Here is a 21,330-nt window from a genome sequence, read left to right on the forward strand (position 1 = left end):
GGGCCAGGGCGCGTGCGGCGGCGGCCATCGCAGCCTGGCGCCCGGCGTCGCCGAGGAGCGCCTGCGCCTCGCGGACGAGCACCCGGTCGAGTTCGCGCTCCGGCGCCAGCACGGCGGCCCCCGCTTCGGCCAGGCTCTGCGCGTTTTTCGTCTGATGATCCTCCGCCACATTGGGCGAGGGCACGAGGATGGCGGGGGTCCCGGTGACCATCAGCTCGCTGCACGTGAGGGCTCCGGCCCGGCACAACGCCGCATCGGCGGCGGCATAGGCCAGGTCCATCCGATCGATGTACTTCAGGAGCCGAAGCCGGGGGTGCGCCGCCACCCGCCCCCGGAGCCGCTCGAAGTACCGCGCGCCCGTCTGCCAGAGCACGTGCGTTTGCCCGTCGGCGAGGAGCGCTTCGAGATGCGCTTCCATCGCCGCATTGAGGGCCTGGCTCCCGAGCGATCCGCCGAAGACGAGCAGCACCGGAGCGTCGGCCGGCACGTCGAAGAAGCGACGGGCCTCGGCGCGGCTCGCCGTCCGAAGCTCGGGACGCGTCGGGTTGCCGCTGAGCACGCATGATCCCTTCGGGAAAGCGTGCTCGGCCTCGGGGAAGGCGACGTGGATCTCCGCTGCGCGGCGGGCCAGCAGCCGGTTCGTCATGCCTGCATAAGCGTTTTGCTCCTGAAGCACGATGGGCCGCCCGCGCAGGCTCGCCGCCAGGAGCACGGGCCCCGCCACGAAGCCGCCCGTGCCCACCACCACGTCCGGATCGAACGCGCCGACGAGATCCCAGCTCTGCGCAAAACCCCGGACGAGCTTGAACGGAAACGCCAGATTCCGCGCCGTGAGCTTGCGCTGAAGCCCGACCACCGTGATCGGATAGATCGGATACCCCGCCTTCGGCACGGCCTCCCACTCCATCCGCTCCTGCGTCCCGGCAAAGGCGAGGGCGGCCTCCGGCTCGAGCGACCGGATCGCGTCCGCCACGGCGATGGCCGGGTAGACGTGACCGCCGGTGCCTCCTCCGGCAAACAATATTCGGGGCGCGCGCTGCATAGACCGTATCCGGCTTGCGGCTCCCCTTCGGGCGCCGCGGTGTCCGCATTCAAGCGGGCTCCTCATGAGAAAAAGGAGCGTGATGCGCGCCGCCGGGAAAATCAAACCCGAAGCGCAAAGGGGACCGCAGAGCAACGCCGGATGAGCAGACGACGCACGACGCATCACGCAAAGTCAAGGGTCAAAGGTTAAGGTTAAGGGGTAAAACGCATCACCGGGCTTGCCGCGACACGTTGAGCAGGATGCCCGCCATCACTCCGTTGGCAAGCATCGAGGTGCCGCCGTACGAGACGAAGGGCATCGGCAGGCCCGTTACGGGCAGCAGCCCGGAAGCTACGCCCGCGTGGATGAAGCCGTAGAGCACGAGCATCGTCGCCAGCCCCACGCCCAGCAACAGGCCGAGCGGATCGGGGGCGTCCCGTGCGATGCGGAGAAAGCCGCGATACAGGATCATGATGAACACCGCCAGCAACGCCAGCGCCCCCGCGATGCCGTACTCCTCGGCAATGATGGCGAAGATAAAGTCGTTGTACGGAGCCGGGAGGAAGTCTCGCTGCACGCTCTTGCCCGGCCCCAGACCGGTCAGCCCGCCCATGGCAAAGGCGATGCGCGCCTGCTCGGCCTGATACCCTTCGTCCCGGCTGGAAAAGACCTGTTCGGCCCGGGTGTTCGGAAAGAGCTTCATGCCGAGGTAGGCTTCCACACGCGCCGCCCGCTGCGGCGAAGCCAACAGCATGACGTAGACCCCCAGAAGACCGAGCACCGGGGCGATGCCGAGGTGAAGCACCCGCATCCGCCCGATGAAGCACATGAGCAGCATCACCGTGAGCACCACCGCCGCCGTCGAGAGGTCCGCGGTTCCGATGAGCAGGACGACCGCTCCGATCCACAGCGCCACCGGCACGAAGGCGCGCTTGAAATCCCGGATGTAGGTTTGTTTCCGGCTCAGCAGAAACGCGACGTGCAGCACGAGGGCCACACGCGCCACGTCGGACGGCTGAAAGCCCAGAAACCATCGCTTTGCCCCGCCCAGCGTTTCGCCCAGCAGCAACGCAGCGGCCAGAAAAAGCATGGCTACGATCAGTATTCCGCGGCTCTTCCGCGCCAGCCACCGATAGTCGATCACGCTGAAGACGCCGACCATGACCAGCGCCAGCGACAGCCGCGCCACGTGCTTGAGCAGAAACCGCTCCGTGTCGCCTCCCGACTTCGTGGCCGCCAGAAACGAGACGGCGCTGTAGACCGCCACCACGCCGACCGCCGCCAGCGTCCACACGCCCCACACCACGTATTTGTCCGCCGGCGTCCGCGCCAGTTTCTTCAGATTCGATATTTTCAGATGCAGCGTACTCATTTCATCTCTGATCTCTGATCCCTCCCTTTCCGTCGCCGGTGTTCGTGCGCGAAGCCGCCGGTCAGAGGCTGGCCACGAGCCGTTTGAAAGTGTCGCCCCGGTCCTCGTAGTTCTCAAACATGTCGAACGAAGCGCAGGCAGGGCTCAGCAAAACGATGTCGCCGGGCTTCGCATATTCCTGCGCGCGCCGCAGGGCTTCCTCCATCGACCGGGCCGATGCGGCGGCTCCGGCATACGGCCCGAGCGCGTCGAGCACCTTCCCGGCGCTCTCCCCGAGGGCGATCAGCGCGCGCACCTTGCTCCGCACGAGCGGCTTGAGCGACGTGTAGTCGTTGCCCTTGTCGCGCCCCCCCGCGATCAGCACGATCGGCTCCTCGAACGTTTCGAGGGCATACCAGACCGAGTTCACGTTGGTCGCTTTCGAGTCGTTCACATAGCGGACGCCCTCGATCTCCCGGACGAACTCGAGCCGGTGCGGCACGCCTTCGAAGCCGGCCATACTCTCGCGCACCACGTCATTTCGGACCTCCATCACCCGCGCCGCCACCGCCGCCGCCAACGAATTGTACAGGTTGTGTCGGCCCCGAAGGGCCAGTTGTTCGGCTTGCATGAGAACCTCCTCGTGTTGGTTGATCCGAAGGACGAGCGCTCCGTCACGGACGAATGCACCCGCTTCGCATGCTCTTTCAATACTGAACCCCAGCGCCCGGAAGGCCCGCGTTCCGCGTTCCCGCCGGACGTATTCGCGTATGAGGTCGTCATCTTCGTTATAGACCAGCGTATCCCCCGCGCCCAGGTTTTCGAGGATGCGAAACTTGCTCCGCGCGTACGCCTCGAAGTCGTTGTCGTACCGGTCGAGATGATCCGGCGTGATGTTCAAAAGCACGGCCACGCGGGGGCGAAACGCATCGATGTGGTCGAGCTGAAAGCTGGACACTTCGAGCGCGACCACGGCCTCCGGCGGCGCCTCGCGCACGTAGTCGGAGAACGGGTATCCGATGTTGCCCGCCACGATGGTCGGGCGGCCCGAGCGCCGGAAGATGTGAGCGATGAGGCTCGTAGTCGTCGTCTTCCCGTTCGATCCGGTGATGGCCACGATGGGCGCGCGGCAGAACCACGAGGCCGCCTCGATCTCGGAATAGACCGGGATCCGCATGCTTTGCGCCTGTCGGACCAGGTTCACCGTCGAGGGCACGCCGGGGCTGACGACGAAGAAGTCGGCGTCGAGCGCGCGTGAGGTGTGCCCGCCGAACTCGCTTCGCACGCCGAGGGCGTCGAGCGCTTCCCGGAGCCCGGAGGTGGGCGCGCCGCGTTCGGTGAGAAAGACCGAAGCGCCCGCCTGCGCCAGCAGACGCGCCACGGACAGCCCGCTCCGCCCGCCTCCGACGACGGTCACCGCCTTGCCTTGCACTGTTTCCGGGTTCATGATGCGTGGGAGGTCTGCGCCGGGCTATCGGATCCGAAGCACGAGCAACGTGGCGATGACCGTGACGACGGTCACGATCCAGAATCGAAGCACGATCTTCGGTTCGGGGGTGCCTTTGACTTCAAAGTGGTGATGCAGCGGGGCCATGCGAAAGACGCGCTTTCCCGCGCCGTACTTGCGTCGCGTATATTTGAAATAGGTCGTCTGAATGATGACCGAGAGCGATTCCATGAAGAAGACGGCGCACAGCACCGGAAGGAGCAACTCTTTCTTGATCATCAGCGCCAGCGCTCCGACCGCGGCGCCGAGCGCGAGCGAGCCGGTGTCGCCCATAAAGACCGTGGCGGGGTAGCCGTTGAACCAGAGAAAGCCGAGGCACCCCGCTGCCAGCGCCGCCGCGAAGATGGTCAACTCGCCCGCGCCCGGTATGAGCATCTCGTTCAGAAATTCGGAGAAGACCGCGTTCCCGGCAATGTAGCAGAGCGCCGTCAGCCCCATCGCCACGATGGCCGTCACGCCGGCGGCCAGCCCGTCGAGGCCGTCGGTCAGGTTCACCGCATTCGAGAGCGCCGTGATGATGAAGACGACGACGGGGATGTACACGATCCAGCCCAGATCCGTCCCGTGATCGAAGAGCCGCCCCAGAAAGTTGTAGTCGAGCGATTCGTCCTTGATGAAGGGGACGTACGTGATGGTGTTGATGTCGGCGAACTGCGGGTGGAAGTAGAGCACGCACCCGACGAGCAGGCCGAGCGAGATTTGTCCGAAGAGCTTGATGCGGGCGGGCAAGCCGCTCTTGTTGCGCTTCACCACTTTGATGTAGTCGTCCGCGAAGCCGAAGACGCCCATCCACGCCGTCGAGAGCATGATGAGCCAGACGTAGACCTCGCCGATGGCGCCCCAGAGCAACGTCGAGCCGAGCACGGCCAGCAGGATGATGATGCCGCCCATGGTGGGCGTGCCGCGCTTGTGCGCGTGGTCGATGGCGCCGGCGTCCTCGCCTTCCCGCACCTGCTCGCCCACCTGCTTGCGGCTCAGCCAGTTGATGATGCTCCGCCCCGCGAAGAGCGCGATGATCAGCGACGTGATGGCCGCCAGCGCCGCCCGCACGGTGATGAACTGGATGATCTGAAAACCGGGCGGCTCGTAGAGACGCTCCAGATATTCGATGAGGTAATACAGCATAAGCGGTGATGAATGGCGGCGCACGCGACGCCGATCGATGCGCCTGTGGGCATCAGCCGGGAGCGGGCAGGCCTCGTGAGGCAAAACTTTTGCGGACCTCTTCCCGGTCGTCGAACGGGAGCTTCTCCACACCCACGACCTGATACGTCTCGTGCCCTTTGCCCGCCACGAGCACCACGTCTCCGGGCGCGGCGCACGCGGCGGCCTCGCCGATGGCCTCGCGGCGGTCCACGATCCACAGCGCCTCGGCGGGCCGGTCCATGCCCCGCCGGATGTCGTTCAGGATGCTTTCGGGATCCTCCGTGCGCGGGTTGTCGCTCGTGACGATGACGCGGTCGGCATAGCGCTCGGCGATGCCGCCCATGAACCGTCGCTTGACGGGGTCGCGGTCGCCGCCGCATCCGAAGACGCACCACAGCCGGGCCGAGGGCGACTTCGTGACGCGGATCGTCCGAAGCACGTTTTCGAGCGCGTCGGGGGTGTGCGCGTAATCGACGATGACCGTCGTGCCGTCGGCGAAGCGGATCTGCTCGAAGCGCCCGGGCACCGGCGGCGCGTCGGCCAGCGCATCGAGCACGGCGTCCGCGGGCAAGCCGAGGGCGCGCCCGGCGCCGTAGGCCGCCGTCAGGTTGTAGGCATTGAACAGTCCCACCAGACGAAACGCACGCTCACGGCCTTCGATGCGCAGGCGCAACCCGTCGATTCGGTTCGACAACACCTCGAGGCGAAGGTCTGCGTCGGCCGCCTGCCCGTACGAGACGGCGCGCGCCGCCGTCTCGGCCACGATCTCCGGGCCGGCTTCGTCGTCGCGGTTGTACAGCGCCGTCGCTTCGGCGGAGAGCGCGTCGAAGAGTTTCTTTTTCGCCGCCAGATATTCTTCAAAGGAGCGGTGATAGTCGAGATGATCCCGCGTCAGGTTGGTGAAGACGGCCGCGTCATAGTCGATGGCGCGGACGCGTTGTTGCGCCAGCGCGTGCGAGGAGACCTCCATGACGCACGCCGAGAGCCCGGCCTCGACCATCTGCCGGAGCATCTGCTGCAGCGCGAGCGCGTCCGGCGTGGTGTGGGTGGCTTCGACGGGTTGCGATCCGGCGTGATAGGCGATCGTGCCGATCAGCCCGGTCTTCACGCCCTGCGCCTCCAGCACCCGGCGGATGAGGAAGGCGGTGGTCGTCTTCCCGTTCGTTCCCGTGATGCCCACCATTTTGAGCTCGCGGGAGGGATCGTCGTAAAAAGCGGCGGCCAGCTCGGCCAGCGCCGCCCGGCTGTCGCTCACCCGCATGAAGGCGATGCCGGGGAAGCGCGTGCGCACCTCCTCCGGCATCGCCTCGCATACGATGGCGACAGCTCCATTTTGAACAGCCTTTTCAATGAACAGATGACCGTCGGCCCGTTCTCCGCGCACGGCGACGAACAGGCCGCCCGGCCCGACTTTGCGACTGTCGTAGGCCAGGTGGTCAACTCTAATATTTTGAAATCGTCCCTGCTTTTTGAGCATCAGGCCGGCCGCTTCGAGCCGTCGACGCAGGGTAGTGAGCGCTTTCATATCGCGTCCTTCTTCCGTATGTCGCGGCGCCGGGGGCGGCCCGGTCTTTCGCGCGCCGTGTCGCCCCTCCTGCCTCGTTTCCTGATGCGGGTCATCGTTCTTTTGCCCGGCATCGGAGCACCGCGCGTTCGGGCAACGGCGCGCCCGCGCGCGGCGCCTGCGCGGCCACGAGGCCCCGGCCTTCGATCCTGACGTTCACCCCGAGCGAAGCGAGCCAGAACGTGGCTTCGCGGGCGCTGAGGCCGGTCAGGTCCGGCATCGTGCTTTCGGTGGTGTCCGCCGCCGCAACGGTCAGACGCACGCGGGTGCGGGGCGGAGCGGCTTCGCCCGGAGCGGGTCGTTGTCGCCGGACCGGGGCCGCCGCCTCGTCCTCGCCGGGACGCTCGGCGCGATAGCCGCGGGCCAGCAGAAGGTTGGCCGCCACGGCGGCGGGCCGGGCCGTCACGTCGGGCATCTCGGCCTCCGGCAGCGCGGGCGCTTCCTCCACCGGATGCATCCGCGCGGCGATCTCCGGGAAGGTGCCGAGCCATCGCCTGGCCACGTTCCGGAACACGGGCGCGGCCACCGAGCCGCCATAGATGCTCGTCTTCGGTTCGTCGAGCACGACGATCATCGCCACCGCCGGATCGTCCGCCGGGAAGAAGCCGACGAACGAGGCGCGGTAGGCGCTTCGGTCGTAGCCCCCGTCGCGGGCCTTGATGGCCGTGCCGGTTTTTCCCGCGATGCGGAGGCCGGCCACTTTCGCCTTCGTGGCCGTCCCCGCTTCCACGACGCGCTCGAAGGCGGGCAAAAGCTTGCGCGCCGTCGCGCGTTTGAAGGCTCGCCGGATCGAATCCTGCCGGGCCCGCCAGAGCGTCCGCCCCGTCACGTCGCGCCGTTCGGCGACGACGTAGGGCTGCACGAGCAGGCCGCCGTTGGCGAGCGCGCTGTAGGCCGTCAGCACCTGAAGCGGCGTCACGTCCACTTCATAGCCCCGGCTCATCGCCGTGAGCGTGGCGCCGCTCCACTCGGCGGGCTTTTTCAGCAATCCCGGAATCTCTCCCGGCAGGTCGATCCATGTATTCTGGCCGAAGCCGAGGTTCCGCGCATACTGATAAAAGACGCCCGGTTTCATCTTCATCGCCACCTTCGCCGTGCCCACATTGCTCGAATGGGCGATCACGTCGGCAAAGGTGATCGTCCCGTAGGCGTGCGTGTCTTTGAGCGTGCGCCCGTGAAGGACCACCCACCCCTTGCCGGTGTCGATGGAGTCTTCGAGCGAGACGACCCCCTGCTCGACTGCCGCGACGGCGGTGACGAGCTTAAACGTCGATCCGGGTTCCATGCGGTCGGTGACGGCGTGGTTGCGGCGGGCCTCGGTGGCGCTCGCGTCGGGGCGGTTCGGGTCGTACGTCGGCACGTTGGCCAGGGCCAGGATCGCGCCCGTATTCGGGTCCATCGCGATGGCCGTGCCCCACGTTGCGCCGCTCTCGGCCACGCCTCGCGCCAGTTCCTCTTCGAGGATCGTCTGCCGCACGAGGTCGATGGTGAGCACGAGCGTCTCGCCGTGCCTGGGCTCGGCGACGACGCCGGAGGGGACGGCCTTGAGCACACCCCGACGGTCGCGCTTGACGATGCGGCGGCCCGGCGTGCCCGTCAGACGGGCGTCGTACCGAAGCTCCAGCCCCGCCAGCCCCCGCAGATCGGGATCGACGTGCCCGAGGACGTGGGCCGCCGTGGCGCCGTAATTATACCGCCGTCCGAAGCGCGGCTTGAGCATCAGCCCCGGCGTTTCCCAGGAAGCGATCGCCTCTTTCTGCGCCTCGGACACGCCCCGGAGCAAGAGCACGTACTGGGGACTGCTTCGCCGCCGCACTTTTCTTCGAAAAGCGGAAGCGGAGCGCCCCGTCAGCCTGGACAATTTTTCAAAGAACGTCGGCGCAGCCTTGTCGAAGCCCGGCGCCGTCGGGTCAAGGGCAACGTCGTATCGCGCGGTGTTGACGGCGAGCGTGCGCCCGGCGCGGTCGAGGATGGCGCCGCGCATGGCCGGAATGGACACGTACGAAGCGGCCTGTTTCCGTCCCTGTTCGCGCAAGGCGGTTCCGTCCACGAGGTAGATGCGCAATGCCTGCCCGGCCACGAGCACCGGCACGATGCTGAGCAACGTCAGCACCACGTACATCCGCGCCAGTATTTGATCTCTCGGTTTCACGCGCCAGCTCCTTGCTTGCCGCCGCGCCGCAAAGGCGAAACGGGCCAATCATCGTTCCATCTCAATCGTGGGTCCATAGGTCGTCGCTTCCGTGAGGCCGAGGGCGCGGGCGCGCCGGTAAATCTGCCCCGGCGACGTGATCTCGTCGAAAGCACCTTTGAGTCGGTTGTGTTTCAGGTGAAGGTTCAGGTTCTCGCGCTGGAGCCGCTGAATGTCGGTCAGGAGTTCCTGCGAGGCGTGGACGTGGCCCACATAGAGGGTGAAGGCCGCCGCCAGCGCGAGGATGAAGGCGGCAAAGCGCACCGTGGGAACGGCGTCGAGCACCGTCTGCGTCTTCGTGCGCTTCGGGGCACGGACGTTCTCCGCTCCGGCCAGCTCGTTCCATCCCGGCAGTCGGACGCGCCGCGCGCCGCCCGGCGTCTTCCGCGTCGGCGTCTTCCGCCCCGGCTGCGCGTGCGCCGCCGTCCGCCGTTTGGCCACGGCCTCCCGCGACGGAGCCGGCACTTTCTTTTTCGGCGCGGCGGGCCGCACTTTCTTGAAGCGCGGCTTCCGACGTTTGGTCGATCTTTTCGCGTGTGGTGTCGGCATGATTGTTTTCTCCAGGCTCAGGCGGCCATCCGCGGCGCCGCCGGTCGGCGGTCGGCAACCCCGGCTCCGATCTCGGCCGGCGACAGATTCTCGTCCCGGATCAGCGCTGCCAGCGCGTTCGGCGCAAGGCCCCACTGACGCGCCTCCCGAAGAAACATCGCCTCCACGCTCGGGCGCGGCCGCCCCGCCACGGCATAGCCGAGGCTGCGGAGCCAATCTCGTATTTCGGAATCGGTCGTAAACATGTCGTCATCAGGTCAAACGGCGTCGTCGGCATCGGCCCGGCGTTCGGCGATGCGCAGGCGGGCGCTTCGGGCGCGAGGGTTGACGGCAAGTTCGGCCTCGTCCGCCGTCACGGGCCGCCGGTGGATCTCGCGCCAGGGTGCGATCAGGTTGCCGTAGAGGTCGCGGACCGCCCGGCCCTCGAGGTTGCCATAGCGCAGGATGCGCTTGACGCGACGATCTTCGAGCGAGTGATAGCTGATCACGGCGATCCGCCCGCCGGGGCGCATCAGCCGCGCCGCCGCAGCGAGCGCGCGCTCCAGCGCTTCGAGCTCGCCGTTGACGGCGATGCGGATCGCCTGAAAGACGCGGGCGAGGGTCTTCACGGCCTCGCGCTCCCGAACCGCGCGTCGGACGACCCCGGCCAGCTCCGTCGTCGTCGCCAGGGGGCGGGCCGCCACGATGGCCCGGGCGATCTTCGCGGCGCGCGGCTCTTCGCCGTAGGCCCGGAGCACCCGCCGAAGCTCGCGCTCCTCCCACGCATTGACCACCGTGTCCGCCGAGAGCCCGGTGTCCGGGTTCATGCGCATGTCGAGCGGCCCCTCGGCCCGATAGCTAAAGCCCCGCTCCGGCGCATCGATCTGCCGGGACGAGACGCCGAGGTCGAGCAGGAGGCCGTCCACGGACGAGACGCCGACCTCGGCCAGAAGCGTCTCCAGGTCGGCGAAGTTGCCTTCGAGCGCGAGGAAGCGCCCGCGCGCAACCTCCCCGGCGAGCCGCTCGCGGGCCGCCGCCAGCGCCGCCGGGTCCTGGTCGATGCCGATGACCCGGCCTCCCGGCGCGAGCGCTTCGAGCAGCGCCGCACTGTGCCCCCCGCCGCCCAGCGTGGCGTCTACGTAGACGCCGTCCGGAACGGTCACGAGTCCCTCTACAACAGCCTTGCAAAGAACAGGCGCATGATAACCGGTCGCGTATCGAAGGGGATCGCTCCCGGACTCCTGCGGTTCGTGTGTATGTTCGTCGCCGGACATCTTACATCCCGAAGACGCGCTCGGCGAGGGTTTCGTAGCGTTCCGACTGCGCGTTCAGGTGCGCCTCCAGCGTTTCCGGATTCCAGATCTCGATTTTATCATAGGTGCCAATGATCACGGCCCGATCCGTAATGTCGGCAAATTCCTTGAGCGACTCCGGAATGCGCACGCGCCCCTGCGAGTCGAGCGACACGTCATCGGCCCACATGTACAGGAGCCGGACGGCATCCTCCGTCTCGCGCTGATACATTTTCTTCTCTTTAAGCTTCTCCTCCATCTCCCGCCACCGGTCTTGCGGATAAAGGTAGATGTTCCGCTTGGTGCCCCGCGTGATGGTGAAGGCCCCGTTGGCCTCCGGGTTCATGGCATTCCGCATCTTCGCCGGGATCGCCACGCGTCCCTTCGAATCAACGGAGTACTCGGCTCTTCCTTTGAACCCGGCCATGCGTCAAGACTTTTTTCGTCGCCCCACAGATCCTTTGCGGGTGAAACAAGATAAAGCATTTTCCCCCACTTTTCCCCACCACCTCGTCAATGTACAACCTCATTTTCAAAAATTTGCTTTTTTGGCCCGAAATGGGCATTTTTCCCTGCCGATTCTCCCCAAAAAGTTTTCCACACATACCAATCTCGATCTTCCTCGAACCCCTGATTTTGAAAGAGGTGAAAATTATTTCACATGTTCAAGACAGGTATTACATATGTTCAAAATATAAAGTGAATATTCTTTCACCCCGCCGTATCTTACCCGGGAATCTCGGCTGCACATATACCGGCGGCGACGCCCTTTGGCCATGCAAAAAAGGCCCGCTCCCCGCGAGAAAAAACGGCTCACCCCGCGTCAGAACGACACCTTCGAGTTCATCCGCAGCTACATGCGGATGCACCGCAAGCCGCCCACGCTCAGAGAGATCGGCGAGGGGCTCGGCATCCGCTCGGGCAACGCCGTCTCGAAGCTCGTGGAGGCGCTCGTGCGGAAAGGCTACCTCGAACGGGAGCCGAACGCGGCGCGCGGCCTCCGCCTCGCCGCCGCCGATGAGGACCCCTTCCGCCTCGACGACGCCCCGCCCAACCTCCTCATCATCAGCCGGACGAACAGCCGCGAGCCGGAACGACTGCGCGAACGCCCGGGCGGATACCTCACCGTGGACCCGCGCCTCCTGCCCGGCGTCCGCCATCCGGACCGCTGCCTCATTGCCCGCGCCGGGGACGACGGCATGAACGGAGACGGCATCCACAAAGGAGATCTGCTGGTGATCGAAGAGACGTCGTGGAAAGACCTGCAGAACGGGGAGATCGCCGCCTGCCTCGTCGGAGAGATGCTCTATGCGCGGCGCATTTTCTTTCTGAACGACCGCCTTCACCTGCGCCCGGCGGACCGGCACTATACCGAGGAAACGTTTGCCCCCGAAGATCCCGGATGCTACGTCGTCGGGCGCGTCCTCAGCATCATGCGGCGGCTCTGACGCGTCGCCGGACCTCCCGCCTCACACTTTCGCCGAGGCGAGCTGAAGCACTTTCTCTCGGCGGGTGCGGCGGGGGGGCGCCGCCAGGTCTTTCTCCCGCGCATACGCCGCGCACGCCGCCACGAACGAGCGGAAGAGCGGATGCGGACGCCCCACGGTGCTCTTGTACTCGGGGTGAAACTGCACGCCGATGAACCAGCGCTTCTCCGGCAATTCGACGATCTCGACGAGGTCGCGCGTGGGGTTGACGCCGGTGAAGTGCATGCCGTGTTCGAGGAGCTTGTACCGGAGCACGTTGTTGAGTTCGAAGCGGTGCCGGTGACGTTCCCACACGTCGGACTCCCCATAGATCTCACGCGCGCGGGAGCCTTCGATGAGATAACATTCGTACGCTCCGAGACGCATCGTGCCGCCCTTGTCGGCAATGCGTTTCTGCTCTTCCATCAGGTCGATGACGGGATACGGCGTGTCCGGGTCGAACTCGGTCGAATGCGCGTTTTCCCAGTGACACACGTGCCGCGCAAACTCGATGACGGCGCATTGCATGCCGAGGCAGATGCCGAAGAACGGCAGGTCGTTCTCGCGGGCATACCGGACGGCCTCGATCTTCCCCTCGATGCCACGCTCGCCGAAGCCCGGCGCCACGAGCACGCCCGCCACGTCGGAGAGCGCTTCCGCCACGTTCTCCGAGGTCAGTTCATCCGAAAGGATGTACTTCACCTCCACATGCACCTCGTTCGCCGCGCCCGCCAGCGTGAAGCTCTCGCTGATGGACTTGTACGCATCCTGATGCTCCACGTATTTCCCCACGAGCGCGATGTGCACGGTCTCCTTCGGGGTCTTGAGCTTTTTCAGAAACTCGATCCAGTCGCCCATCTGCGGCTCGGTGATCAGCCGGTCGGCGTCGAGGTCCTCGACGATGTGCAGACGCTCGATCACGATGTCGTCCAGCCCCTCTTCTTCCACCAGAAGCGGCACCTCGTAGATCGACTCGGCGTCGCGCGAGGTGATGACGGCGCGCGGCTCGACGTTGCAAAAGAGCGCGATCTTCCGGCGGAGGCCGTCTTCGAGCGGGCGGTCGGCGCGGCACACGAGCACGTCCGGCTGAAGCCCGAACGAGAGCAGGGTCTTGACCGAGTGCTGGGTGGGTTTGGTTTTCAGCTCACCGGCAGCTTCGAGGTAGGGCACGAGGGTGAGGTGCACGTTGAGCGTGTTCCGCACGCCGAGTTCGTACCGGAGCTGCCGGATGGCTTCGAGGTAGGGCTGCCCCTCGATGTCGCCCACGGTGCCCCCGATCTCGGTGATGACCACGTCGTAGTCGCCGGTCTCGCCGAGTTTGAGCATCCATGCCTTGATCTCGTCGATGATGTGGGGGACCACCTGCACGGTCTTACCGAGGTATGCCCCGGCGCGCTCCTTCGTGATGACCTCGAGGTAGATGCGCCCGGTCGTGACGTTGTTCGCCTGGCTCGTCGGCTCGCCGAGGAAGCGTTCGTAGTGCCCGAGGTCGAGGTCCGTCTCCGCCCCGTCGTCGGTGACGAAGACCTCGCCGTGCTCGTACGGGTTCATCGTCCCGGGATCGACGTTGATGTACGGATCGAACTTCTGGATGGTGACCCGCAGCCCGCGCGCTTCGAGCAACCGCCCGAGCGAGGCGCAAATGATCCCTTTGCCCAGAGAGGACGTCACCCCGCCCGTCACGAAAATGTACTTGGTCTGCACGATCACATCCGGTTTGTTTGGTACGAAACGCCGATGACGTACGTATCCCCGGCAGTGCTTCAGGGAAAACGCGGCATCGCGGGCACGGAAACTTTCAGAGACGCCTTTTCAAAATACGGCGCTCCGTCATTGTATGGAAGCGCGCGCGTGAAGGTTCGCGGATCGGCGCGTGAAAGTTTGAATGAAACGCCTTGTTTTACCGGGGCTTGCCCCCTCCCTCACAAAACGTCTCACCTTCCTTCCGGCTTCCGCGCGACGACGAGCAGCCCGGTGCCCGCGGCGTTCTCGCGGCGAAGGTCGAGCGCATGGAGGAGGAGGCCGAACGGGAGCACGGGCAGATAATAGAGGGGCAGGACGAAGATGAAGAGCCGGCCTTTGTCAAGCAGGAGCATCGGGTATTTGATCATCAGCCGCCACGCGAGCGAGCCGTACGGGCCGTACGTGTACAGGGTGCGCACCGGCTCCAGCCCCGCCTCGCGGAGCTTGCCCTCGAGATCGTCGCGGTTGTATCCGTCGCGGACGTGCTCCTCGATGAAGCTCGCCTCGTCGCCGTGCACGTCCGAGCCGCCGAGGTCGGAGGGGGTGTTGATGAGCACGTGCCCGCCGGGCCGCAGCACCCGGGCAAAGTGACGGAAGACGGCCCGGTCGTCCTCGATGTGCTCCATCACGTCCACGGAGAGGATGAAGTCGAACGGCCCCTCGGCTTTCAGATCGGTGAGGTCCTCGCAGGCGAGCCGCACGCGCTCCGCGTACGGCGTACGGGCGAAGAAGCGACGGGCATTCTCGAGGTAGTCGCGCTTCACGTCGACGGCGAGCACGCGGGCGTTGGGGAAGGTGCGCGCGATGAAGTATGCGTACTGCCCGAAGCCCGTCCCGGCGTCGAGCACGTCGACGACGCGATCCGGGGGATACGCCCCCAGGAGCCGCTTCACCTCGCGCCGCACGTACCACGACCGGAGAAAAAAGAGGTCGAGAAGACGGTAGAAAATTTTCTGGAGAAAAGGCCTCCGGCTGAAAAACGCGCCGAGCCGGTCTTTGATGGGGTCGTATTGCATAAACTCAAGATAAGGTCCGTCGCCGTACCGATATTTTTTCTCGGATGGTCTGCTCGTCGAGTGACCGCTCATCGCCCGAAGGCCCGAAGCACGTCTTCGGCGCGGGCATCGTCCGTCGGCGCGCCGATGTCGAGGAAGACGGCGTCGGGAAAGCGGCAGCCGTACAGCCCCTTCGAGATCCACTTCGGAAACACGTCGCGTTCGAGGGAAACCTTTCGGCCCGGCGGGATGCTCGCCACGAGGTCCGGCTCCAACACGTAGACGCCCGCGTTGATCCATGCCGCGCCCGCCCCTTCCGGCTTCTCGACGAACGCCGTCACCGCCCCTTGCTCGCCCATGCGCACCTCGCCGCACCGTTCCGCACGCGGCCTCTCGACGAGCGCGAGGGTGGCTCTGGCCTTCCGGAGATGATGGCAGGCGACGAGCCATTCGAGCGCCCCGGAAAAGAACGTGTCGCCGTTCATGGCGAGGAAGACCCCTTTGATGCCCGCGCGCCCGGCGGCATGGCGGAGCGCCCCGCCCGTGCCGAGCGGCTCCGGCTCCCGCACGCACCGAATGCGCACGCCCCACGCCGTCCCGTCGCCCACGAAGGCTTCGACCTGCTCCCCGAGAGGGCCCGTGCTCAGAATCACGTCCGTGAACCCGGCGCGCCGGAGGCGCCGAAGCAGATGCCCGAGAAACGGCTCGCCCGCCACCGGCGCGAGCGCCTTCGGAGAGTCCGCGACCCCACTCCGAAGCCGCGTGCCGGAACCGCCGCACAGGATCACCACGGGATATTTCGACGAGCGTCGCGGCATGGGGGAGGTGTTTTTTGGGGGTGAGGGTGACCTACGACGCCCCGGGGCACGCCGACGAATCAACGTTTTAACGCTCCAACGTTCAACGCATCAACCAGCGATTCAATCGCCTCGCACAGCGGCTCCCATCCGTATTTCTTTTTCTCCTCCCGCACTCCCACCGCCAGGCGTTCGGCGAGGTCTTCGCGGAAGAAGCGGATGACGGCGCGGGCGAGCGCCTCCGGATCACCGGGCGGCGTCACGAGCCCCGCCCGCCCGTCCGGCACGATCTCCGCCAGCCCGCCCACGTCGGTGACGAGGACGGGCTTCTCGAAGTGAAACGCGATCTGCGCCACCCCGCTTTGCGTGGCCGAGAGGTACGGCTGCACGACGAGGTCGGCGGCAGAGAAATACGTCGCCACGGCGTCGTTCGGGACGTACCGGTCGTGCAGCGCGACGTGCTCCGACAGGCCGAGCCGCGCGATCCGCTCGCGGTACGGCGCCTCGTCTTCGTAAAACTCGCCCGCCACCACGAGGCGCACGCCGGGCAGCGCCTCCACGAGGCGCGGCATCGCCTCGAGCAGCACGTGAAGCCCCTTGTATTTCCGCACGAAACCGAAGAAAAGGAGCACCGGCGCATCGGGCGGGAGACCGAGCTTCGCCCGCGCTTCCGCCTTCGGGAGCGCCTCGCCGAAGACGTCGTACACCGGATGCGCCACCTGCCGCACGGGCCCGCGCACGCCGAGCACGCCGAGGTCGCGCGTGACGGCTTCGGACAGGGTGACGAAGCCCGCACAGGCCCGGAGAAAATATTTGCTCAACGCCGCGTCGCCGGGACGGGGTTCGTGCGGAAGCGCGTTGTGCACCAGGGCGATCGACGGGATGCCTCGCCGCCGGAGAAGTCGGGCGATGGCGCCAAAAGCCGGGGCGAAGAAGGGCATCCAGTATTTGAACACGACGGCGTCCGGCGCGAAGCGTTCAACGTGCCGGACCGCCCGCATCCAGCTTGCCGGGTTGAGCGTGTCGATGAGGCGAACGGCGGCGACGGGGTCGGCGGGGGGAGCGGCCTCGTACTGCGTCGCGCCGGGGAAGAGACGCTCCGGGTACTGCCGCGTGAACGTGACGACTTCGACGGTGTGGCCGCGTGCGCGGAGGTCGCGGGCCATCTTTTCGAGGAAATGCGCGATGCCGCCCCGATACGGATAGACCGGTCCGACGAGCGCCAGCCGTTTCTTTCGCGGCTCCATCACGCCGCCTCGTGCGCCGCCGCCGGCGCAAGGGCCGCGACGACGTCGTACGTCTCCGTGCGCTCCATGCGGGGGCGGACCACCATTTCCCCGATGAGCCCCGTGGTGAACATCTGCACGCCGACAAGGATGAGCAAAACGCCGAGCAGCAAAAGCGGGCGGTCGCCGATGGGATTGCCGTAGACGATCTTGTCTATGCTCAACCACAGGCTGACGACGAAGCCGCCGAAGAAGGCAAGCGTGCCGAGCGTGCCGAAAAAGTGCATCGGGCGCGCGGCGAAACGGGTGAGGAAAAGCACCGTGAGGAGGTCCAGAAAGCCCCGGATGAAGCGCTCGAAGCCGAACTTCGTGCGGCCGAACTTCCGGGCGTGATGCCGCACGGGCTTCTCGGTGATGCGCTCGTAACCCTCCCACTTCGCCAGCATCGGGATGTACCGATGCAGTTCGCCATAGACGCGCACACTCTTGACCACCTCGCACCGGTACGCCTTCAGCCCGCAATTGAAATCATGGAGCGGGATGCCGGAGAGCAGCCGGGTGATGAGGTTGAAGAAGCGGCTCGGGATGGTTTTGCTCAGGGGATCGTGGCGTTTCTTCTTCCATCCGCTCACGAGGTCGTATCCCTCTTCGAGGAGCGCGACGAGTTCCGGGATCTCGGCCGGGTCGTCCTGAAGGTCGGCGTCCATCGTGATGACGTATTGCCCGCGCGCGTGCTCGAAGCCCACCGCCAGCGCCGCCGACTTTCCGTAATTGCGCCGGAAGCGAAGCCCGGCGAAGCGTGGGTCCTCGGCGTGGAGCCGCTCGATCACCGCCCACGAGCCGTCCCGCGAGCCGTCGTCGACGAGCCACACCTCGAAGCTGTACCCTGCGTCCTCACATGCTTCACGGATGCGCCGCGCCAGCTCCGGCAACGACTCCTCCTCGTCGAGGACGGGCACAATGATGCTCAGGTCGGGATGGGGCGTCATACGGTATGGTGGTTGCTCCTCTCGCGCGCGGCGCCCGGGCACGGCCGGGCCGCCCATGAGCCGCCCGTTTCAACCCGCCGATCACACATCGATCGTCGCGTACTTGGCGTTGCGCTCGATGAACTTGCGGCGGGGCTCGACGGCATCGCCCATGAGGGTGGAGAAGATCCGGTCCGCCGTGGCGGCGTCTTCGATGGTGACCCGCTGAAGCATGCGCGTGGCCGGGTTCATCGTCGTCTCCCAGAGCTGTTCCGGGTTCATCTCGCCGAGCCCTTTGTATCGCTGGATCGTAATCTTCCCGCGTCCCCGCGTATTCATCTCATCGACGAAGGCCTGCAGTTCGTTATCGTTCCACGCATAGCGCTCGTCTTTGCCCTGCTTGACCTTATAGAGCGGCGGCAGCGCCACGTAAATGTAGCCGTGCTCGAAGAGCGGGCGCAGTTGCCGGTAGAAGAACGTCAGCAGCAGGGTCCGAATGTGCGCGCCGTCCACATCGGCGTCCGTCATGAGGATGATCTTGTGATACCGGAGCCCGTCGAAGTTGAAGTCGTCGGTCGCCGTGGCGATGCCGGTGCCGAGCGCCGTGACGATGTTTTTGATCTCCTCGTTGGCAAGCACCTTGTCCAGCCGCGCTTTCTCGACGTTGAGGATTTTGCCCCGAAGCGGAAGGATGGCCTGAAAATGCCGGTCGCGGGCCTGTTTGGCCGAGCCGCCGGCGGAGTCTCCCTCGACGAGGAAGAGTTCGCTTTCGGCGGGGTCCTTCGAAGCGCAGTCGGCCAGTTTGCCGGGGAGGCCGCCGCTGCCGAAAGCGCTCTTGCGCTGCACGAGTTCGCGCGCCTTGCGGGCGGCGGCGCGCGCCTGAGCCGCCAGCACCACCTTGTCGATGATCTTCTTCGCCGCGCGCGGGTGATCCTCGAGCCAGATCTTCAGCCGCTCGCCCACCAGCGACTCGACGGCCCCCTGCACTTCCGAGTTGCCGAGCTTCGTCTTCGTCTGCCCCTCGAACTGCGGCTCGGCCACCTTCACCGAGAGCACCGCCGTCAGCCCCTCGCGGAAATCATCCCCGGAAAGGTCGGTTTTGACGTTTTTGAGCAGATTATTTTGCTCGGCATACTGCTTCAGCGTCCGTGTGAGCGCGCGTCGGAAGCCGGAAATGTGCGTGCCGCCCTCGTGCGTGTTGATGTTGTTGACGAAGGAGAGCACGTTCTCGGTATAGCTCGTATTATACCGCATCGCCAGTTCCACCGGCACGGGGGCGTCCTCGTCGGCGATGTAGATGGTCTCCTCCATGATCGGCGTGCGCGTCTCGTCGAGGTAGGCGACGAACTCGACGATGCCGCCCTCGAAGTGGTATTCTTCGCGGCGAAGCGCCTCGTCTTCCTCCCGGCGATCCTCGATGGAGATGTATACGTTCCGGTTCAGATACGCCAGTTCCCGGAGCCGGTCGGCCAGGGTGTCGAAGCGAAACTCGGTGGTCTGAAAGATGGAAGCGTCGGGCCAGAACTGCACCTCGGTGCCGCTCTCCTCGCCGGGCTCGAGCGGGCGGACCTTCTCGACGGGCGTCACCGGGCGCCCCTTCTCGTAGCGCTGCTGCCACACGTAGCCCTCGCGCCGCACCGTGGCGATGAGCCGAACCGAGAGGGCATTCACACACGAGACGCCGACGCCGTGAAGACCGCCGGAGACCTTGTACGTGTTCTTGTCGAACTTCCCGCCCGCGTGCAACGTGGTCATCACCACCTCCAGCGCCGAGCGCCCCTCGACCGGGTGGATGCCGACGGGAATGCCGCGCCCATTGTCGCGCACGGTGACGGAGCCGTCCTCGTTGATCGACACGTCGATGCGGTCGCAATAACCGGCCAGCGCCTCGTCGATGGAGTTGTCCACGACCTCGTAAACGAGATGATGCAGGCCGCGGATGCCTACGTCGCCGATGTACATGGCAGGGCGTTTCCGAACGGCCTCAAGCCCTTCGAGCACCTGAATGTTCGATGCGCTGTACCCGTTGCCCGGGGTTGCTTCCTTCCTCATAGCACTCCTTTTGATCATGCGGCGGTCACTCGCCGAACCGGCGGCGAAGGCGGCCTGCTCCCCTCGGAACAGACGCGCCGTAACAATTCAAGATAGTACGCGCGAGAGGGGCTTTCTGTTCTTCAAAAGAGTCCTTTTCCCCGAAAAACGACGCGCTTCGGTGGAAAAACCCGAACGGGTGCGGCTCATCCGCCGACGGCGAGTTCCCGCTCCATCCATGCGGTAAAGGCGAGCGCGCGTTCCAGGAAGGGACCGAGGGCGTCGGGAAAGCGCTCTTCCTCGATTTCGAGGAGCGCGGCGGCCTCGGACTGAAGCCGTCGGGCCGCCTCGACGAGCGCGTCGGAGACGCCGGGGTAGAGACTGAGCAGGCGCTGGTGCACGACGTGCAGGCGGCGCGCCACGCGGCTGAGCGTCATCAGGTTTTCGAAGCGGCGCACGAGGCCGGGGGCGCGTTCCTCTTCGCCCGTGTGAAGATAGGCGAGGTTGCCCTGGAGCCGCATGAGCCCTTCATCGAGGGCGCGGCGAGCCTCCCACAGGTACGGCCGCACGACGGCCTCCGCCTCCTGCGCCGAGGGATCCCGCCCGGCGCGCCGCTCGGCCACCGTTTTCCACACCTCCGTCGCCGTCGAGAAAGAGGCGAGCAGCACCATGGCCCGCAACACGACGGCGTCCGACTGGGGTTCGGGGTCGAAAGGCATGAAAGGCACCGCTGGAGAGATAAAAAAAACGGTGCGGCGCATCCCGGGCACACAAGCGTGCGAGAGACGACGGCGCACCGGCGATGGCGGGCAGCGTCAGACTTCGAGGTACCGCATGAATTCCTGAATCCGATAGAGCAGGTCTTCATCGTCCTCATCTTCGCCGAAGGTCGCCACGATGTGATAGCCGTGATGTTCGAGCATGTGGCGCACCCGCGCCACGTCGGTGGCGTTGAGCTTGAGCGTGACGCGAATCCGGCCTTCCGCCTGCGGCTCGGTCTCCGTGGCGAGCGAGAGCACCCGCACGTCGCTTTGCTCGATCGTATAGACGAGCTGGGAGAGGGAGTAGTCGCGCGCTTCGATGTCGAGGGCGAGGATCGCGCCGGCTTCGTGCGTGGAGAGCATCCGGGCAAACTGCTCGAAGATGTCGTGCCGACGAACGAGGCCGAGGTAGCGTCCCTCGGCATCGGCCACGGGCAACGCCGTCATGTCGTGCTCGATCATGACTTTCGTCACGTCGAAAACGTGGGTATCGGGCGTGGCGAAGATCGGCTCGCCGCCAAGCAGTTTTTCGATCGGGATATCCGGCTCGGCGGCGTTCAGCAAATGTTCTTCCGAAACCACCCCGATCAGTTTTCGCTCACGGTCGACCACCGGCAGGTGGCCGACGCGAAATTCCATCAGCAGCCCCAGCGCGAACTCGACCGTATCGGTCGGCTTCAGCGGCGGCGTGGAATGGCTTATCAGTGATTCAATATTCATAACGATGTAACCGTCAAGCG

The 21,330-nt window shown here is 65.8% G+C and carries 20 protein-coding genes; 2 read left to right on the forward strand and 18 right to left on the reverse strand.

The window, feature by feature from the left end; genetic code table 11:
* From murG to AC1HIY_RS13650, 10 genes are all read right to left on the reverse strand, one after another.
* A partial coding sequence (gene murG / locus AC1HIY_RS13605; protein WP_479577288.1) for an undecaprenyldiphospho-muramoylpentapeptide beta-N-acetylglucosaminyltransferase occupies positions 1 to 1,042 on the reverse strand: 1,042 nt, incomplete at its 3' end.
* A gap of 211 nt (positions 1,043 to 1,253) precedes the next feature.
* Complete coding sequence (locus tag AC1HIY_RS13610) at positions 1,254 to 2,396, reverse strand: FtsW/RodA/SpoVE family cell cycle protein (RefSeq protein WP_479577289.1); 1,143 nt, start codon at positions 2,394 to 2,396, stop codon at positions 1,254 to 1,256.
* A gap of 61 nt (positions 2,397 to 2,457) precedes the next feature.
* A complete protein-coding gene (gene murD / locus AC1HIY_RS13615; RefSeq protein ID WP_479577290.1) occupies positions 2,458 to 3,822 on the reverse strand; it encodes a UDP-N-acetylmuramoyl-L-alanine--D-glutamate ligase in 1,365 nt (454 codons plus the stop codon).
* Between the two features lie 24 nt (positions 3,823 to 3,846).
* Positions 3,847 to 5,007, reverse strand: a complete 1,161-nt coding sequence (gene mraY, locus AC1HIY_RS13620) for a phospho-N-acetylmuramoyl-pentapeptide-transferase (protein ID WP_479577291.1) — start codon at positions 5,005 to 5,007, stop codon at positions 3,847 to 3,849.
* Positions 5,008 to 5,059: 52 nt separating this feature from the next.
* Positions 5,060 to 6,553, reverse strand: coding sequence for a UDP-N-acetylmuramoyl-L-alanyl-D-glutamate--2,6-diaminopimelate ligase (locus AC1HIY_RS13625; RefSeq protein ID WP_479577292.1), 1,494 nt, complete (start codon positions 6,551 to 6,553; stop codon positions 5,060 to 5,062).
* Positions 6,554 to 6,644: 91 nt separating this feature from the next.
* Positions 6,645 to 8,744: a penicillin-binding transpeptidase domain-containing protein gene (locus tag AC1HIY_RS13630; protein ID WP_479577293.1), complete on the reverse strand. Its 2,100-nt coding sequence runs from the start codon at positions 8,742 to 8,744 to the stop codon at positions 6,645 to 6,647.
* Between the two features lie 48 nt (positions 8,745 to 8,792).
* Positions 8,793 to 9,332, reverse strand: coding sequence for a hypothetical protein (locus AC1HIY_RS13635; RefSeq protein ID WP_479577294.1), 540 nt, complete (start codon positions 9,330 to 9,332; stop codon positions 8,793 to 8,795).
* A gap of 17 nt (positions 9,333 to 9,349) precedes the next feature.
* Positions 9,350 to 9,577, reverse strand: a complete 228-nt coding sequence (locus AC1HIY_RS13640; RefSeq protein WP_479577295.1) for a hypothetical protein — start codon at positions 9,575 to 9,577, stop codon at positions 9,350 to 9,352.
* Positions 9,578 to 9,589: 12 nt separating this feature from the next.
* On the reverse strand, positions 9,590 to 10,585 hold the full coding sequence (gene rsmH / locus AC1HIY_RS13645; protein WP_479577296.1) for a 16S rRNA (cytosine(1402)-N(4))-methyltransferase RsmH: 996 nt from the start codon (positions 10,583 to 10,585) through the stop codon (positions 9,590 to 9,592).
* Between the two features lies 1 nt (position 10,586).
* Positions 10,587 to 10,961 (reverse strand): division/cell wall cluster transcriptional repressor MraZ, encoded by a 375-nt coding sequence (locus AC1HIY_RS13650; protein ID WP_479577297.1) that lies wholly within the window; start codon positions 10,959 to 10,961, stop codon positions 10,587 to 10,589.
* Here AC1HIY_RS13650 and AC1HIY_RS13655 point away from each other — a divergent pair.
* Positions 10,948 to 11,301 (forward strand): hypothetical protein, encoded by a 354-nt coding sequence (locus tag AC1HIY_RS13655; protein WP_479577298.1) that lies wholly within the window; start codon positions 10,948 to 10,950, stop codon positions 11,299 to 11,301. The two genes, AC1HIY_RS13650 and AC1HIY_RS13655, sit on opposite strands and share 14 nt — an antisense overlap.
* 78 nt (positions 11,302 to 11,379) lie before the next feature.
* The gene (locus AC1HIY_RS13660; RefSeq protein WP_479577299.1) at positions 11,380 to 12,051 is read left to right on the forward strand and encodes a LexA family protein; all 672 of its coding nucleotides are present in this window, start codon (positions 11,380 to 11,382) and stop codon (positions 12,049 to 12,051) included.
* 21 nt (positions 12,052 to 12,072) lie between these two features.
* Here AC1HIY_RS13660 and AC1HIY_RS13665 read toward each other — a convergent pair whose 3' ends face one another.
* From AC1HIY_RS13665 to AC1HIY_RS13700, 8 genes are all read right to left on the reverse strand, one after another.
* Positions 12,073 to 13,773, reverse strand: coding sequence for a CTP synthase (locus AC1HIY_RS13665; RefSeq protein ID WP_479577300.1), 1,701 nt, complete (start codon positions 13,771 to 13,773; stop codon positions 12,073 to 12,075).
* Positions 13,774 to 14,003: 230 nt separating this feature from the next.
* Positions 14,004 to 14,828, reverse strand: coding sequence for a class I SAM-dependent methyltransferase (locus AC1HIY_RS13670; RefSeq protein ID WP_479577301.1), 825 nt, complete (start codon positions 14,826 to 14,828; stop codon positions 14,004 to 14,006).
* Between the two features lie 68 nt (positions 14,829 to 14,896).
* Positions 14,897 to 15,625, reverse strand: a complete 729-nt coding sequence (locus AC1HIY_RS13675; RefSeq protein ID WP_479577302.1) for a sugar phosphate nucleotidyltransferase — start codon at positions 15,623 to 15,625, stop codon at positions 14,897 to 14,899.
* A 59-nt stretch (positions 15,626 to 15,684) separates the two neighbouring features.
* The gene (locus tag AC1HIY_RS13680; RefSeq protein ID WP_479577303.1) at positions 15,685 to 16,851 is read right to left on the reverse strand and encodes a glycosyltransferase; all 1,167 of its coding nucleotides are present in this window, start codon (positions 16,849 to 16,851) and stop codon (positions 15,685 to 15,687) included.
* On the reverse strand, positions 16,851 to 17,819 hold the full coding sequence (locus tag AC1HIY_RS13685; protein ID WP_479577304.1) for a glycosyltransferase family 2 protein: 969 nt from the start codon (positions 17,817 to 17,819) through the stop codon (positions 16,851 to 16,853). The genes AC1HIY_RS13680 and AC1HIY_RS13685 overlap by 1 nt, the downstream gene beginning before the upstream one ends.
* Before the next feature lie 81 nt (positions 17,820 to 17,900).
* Positions 17,901 to 19,850, reverse strand: coding sequence for a DNA topoisomerase (ATP-hydrolyzing) subunit B (gene gyrB / locus AC1HIY_RS13690; RefSeq protein WP_479577305.1), 1,950 nt, complete (start codon positions 19,848 to 19,850; stop codon positions 17,901 to 17,903).
* A 185-nt stretch (positions 19,851 to 20,035) separates the two neighbouring features.
* Positions 20,036 to 20,548: a hypothetical protein gene (locus AC1HIY_RS13695; protein ID WP_479577306.1), complete on the reverse strand. Its 513-nt coding sequence runs from the start codon at positions 20,546 to 20,548 to the stop codon at positions 20,036 to 20,038.
* Between the two features lie 96 nt (positions 20,549 to 20,644).
* Positions 20,645 to 21,310, reverse strand: a complete 666-nt coding sequence (locus AC1HIY_RS13700; protein WP_479577307.1) for a CBS domain-containing protein — start codon at positions 21,308 to 21,310, stop codon at positions 20,645 to 20,647.
* Positions 21,311 to 21,330 lie beyond the last annotated feature (20 nt).

Source organism: Rhodocaloribacter sp. (assembly GCF_056451265.1).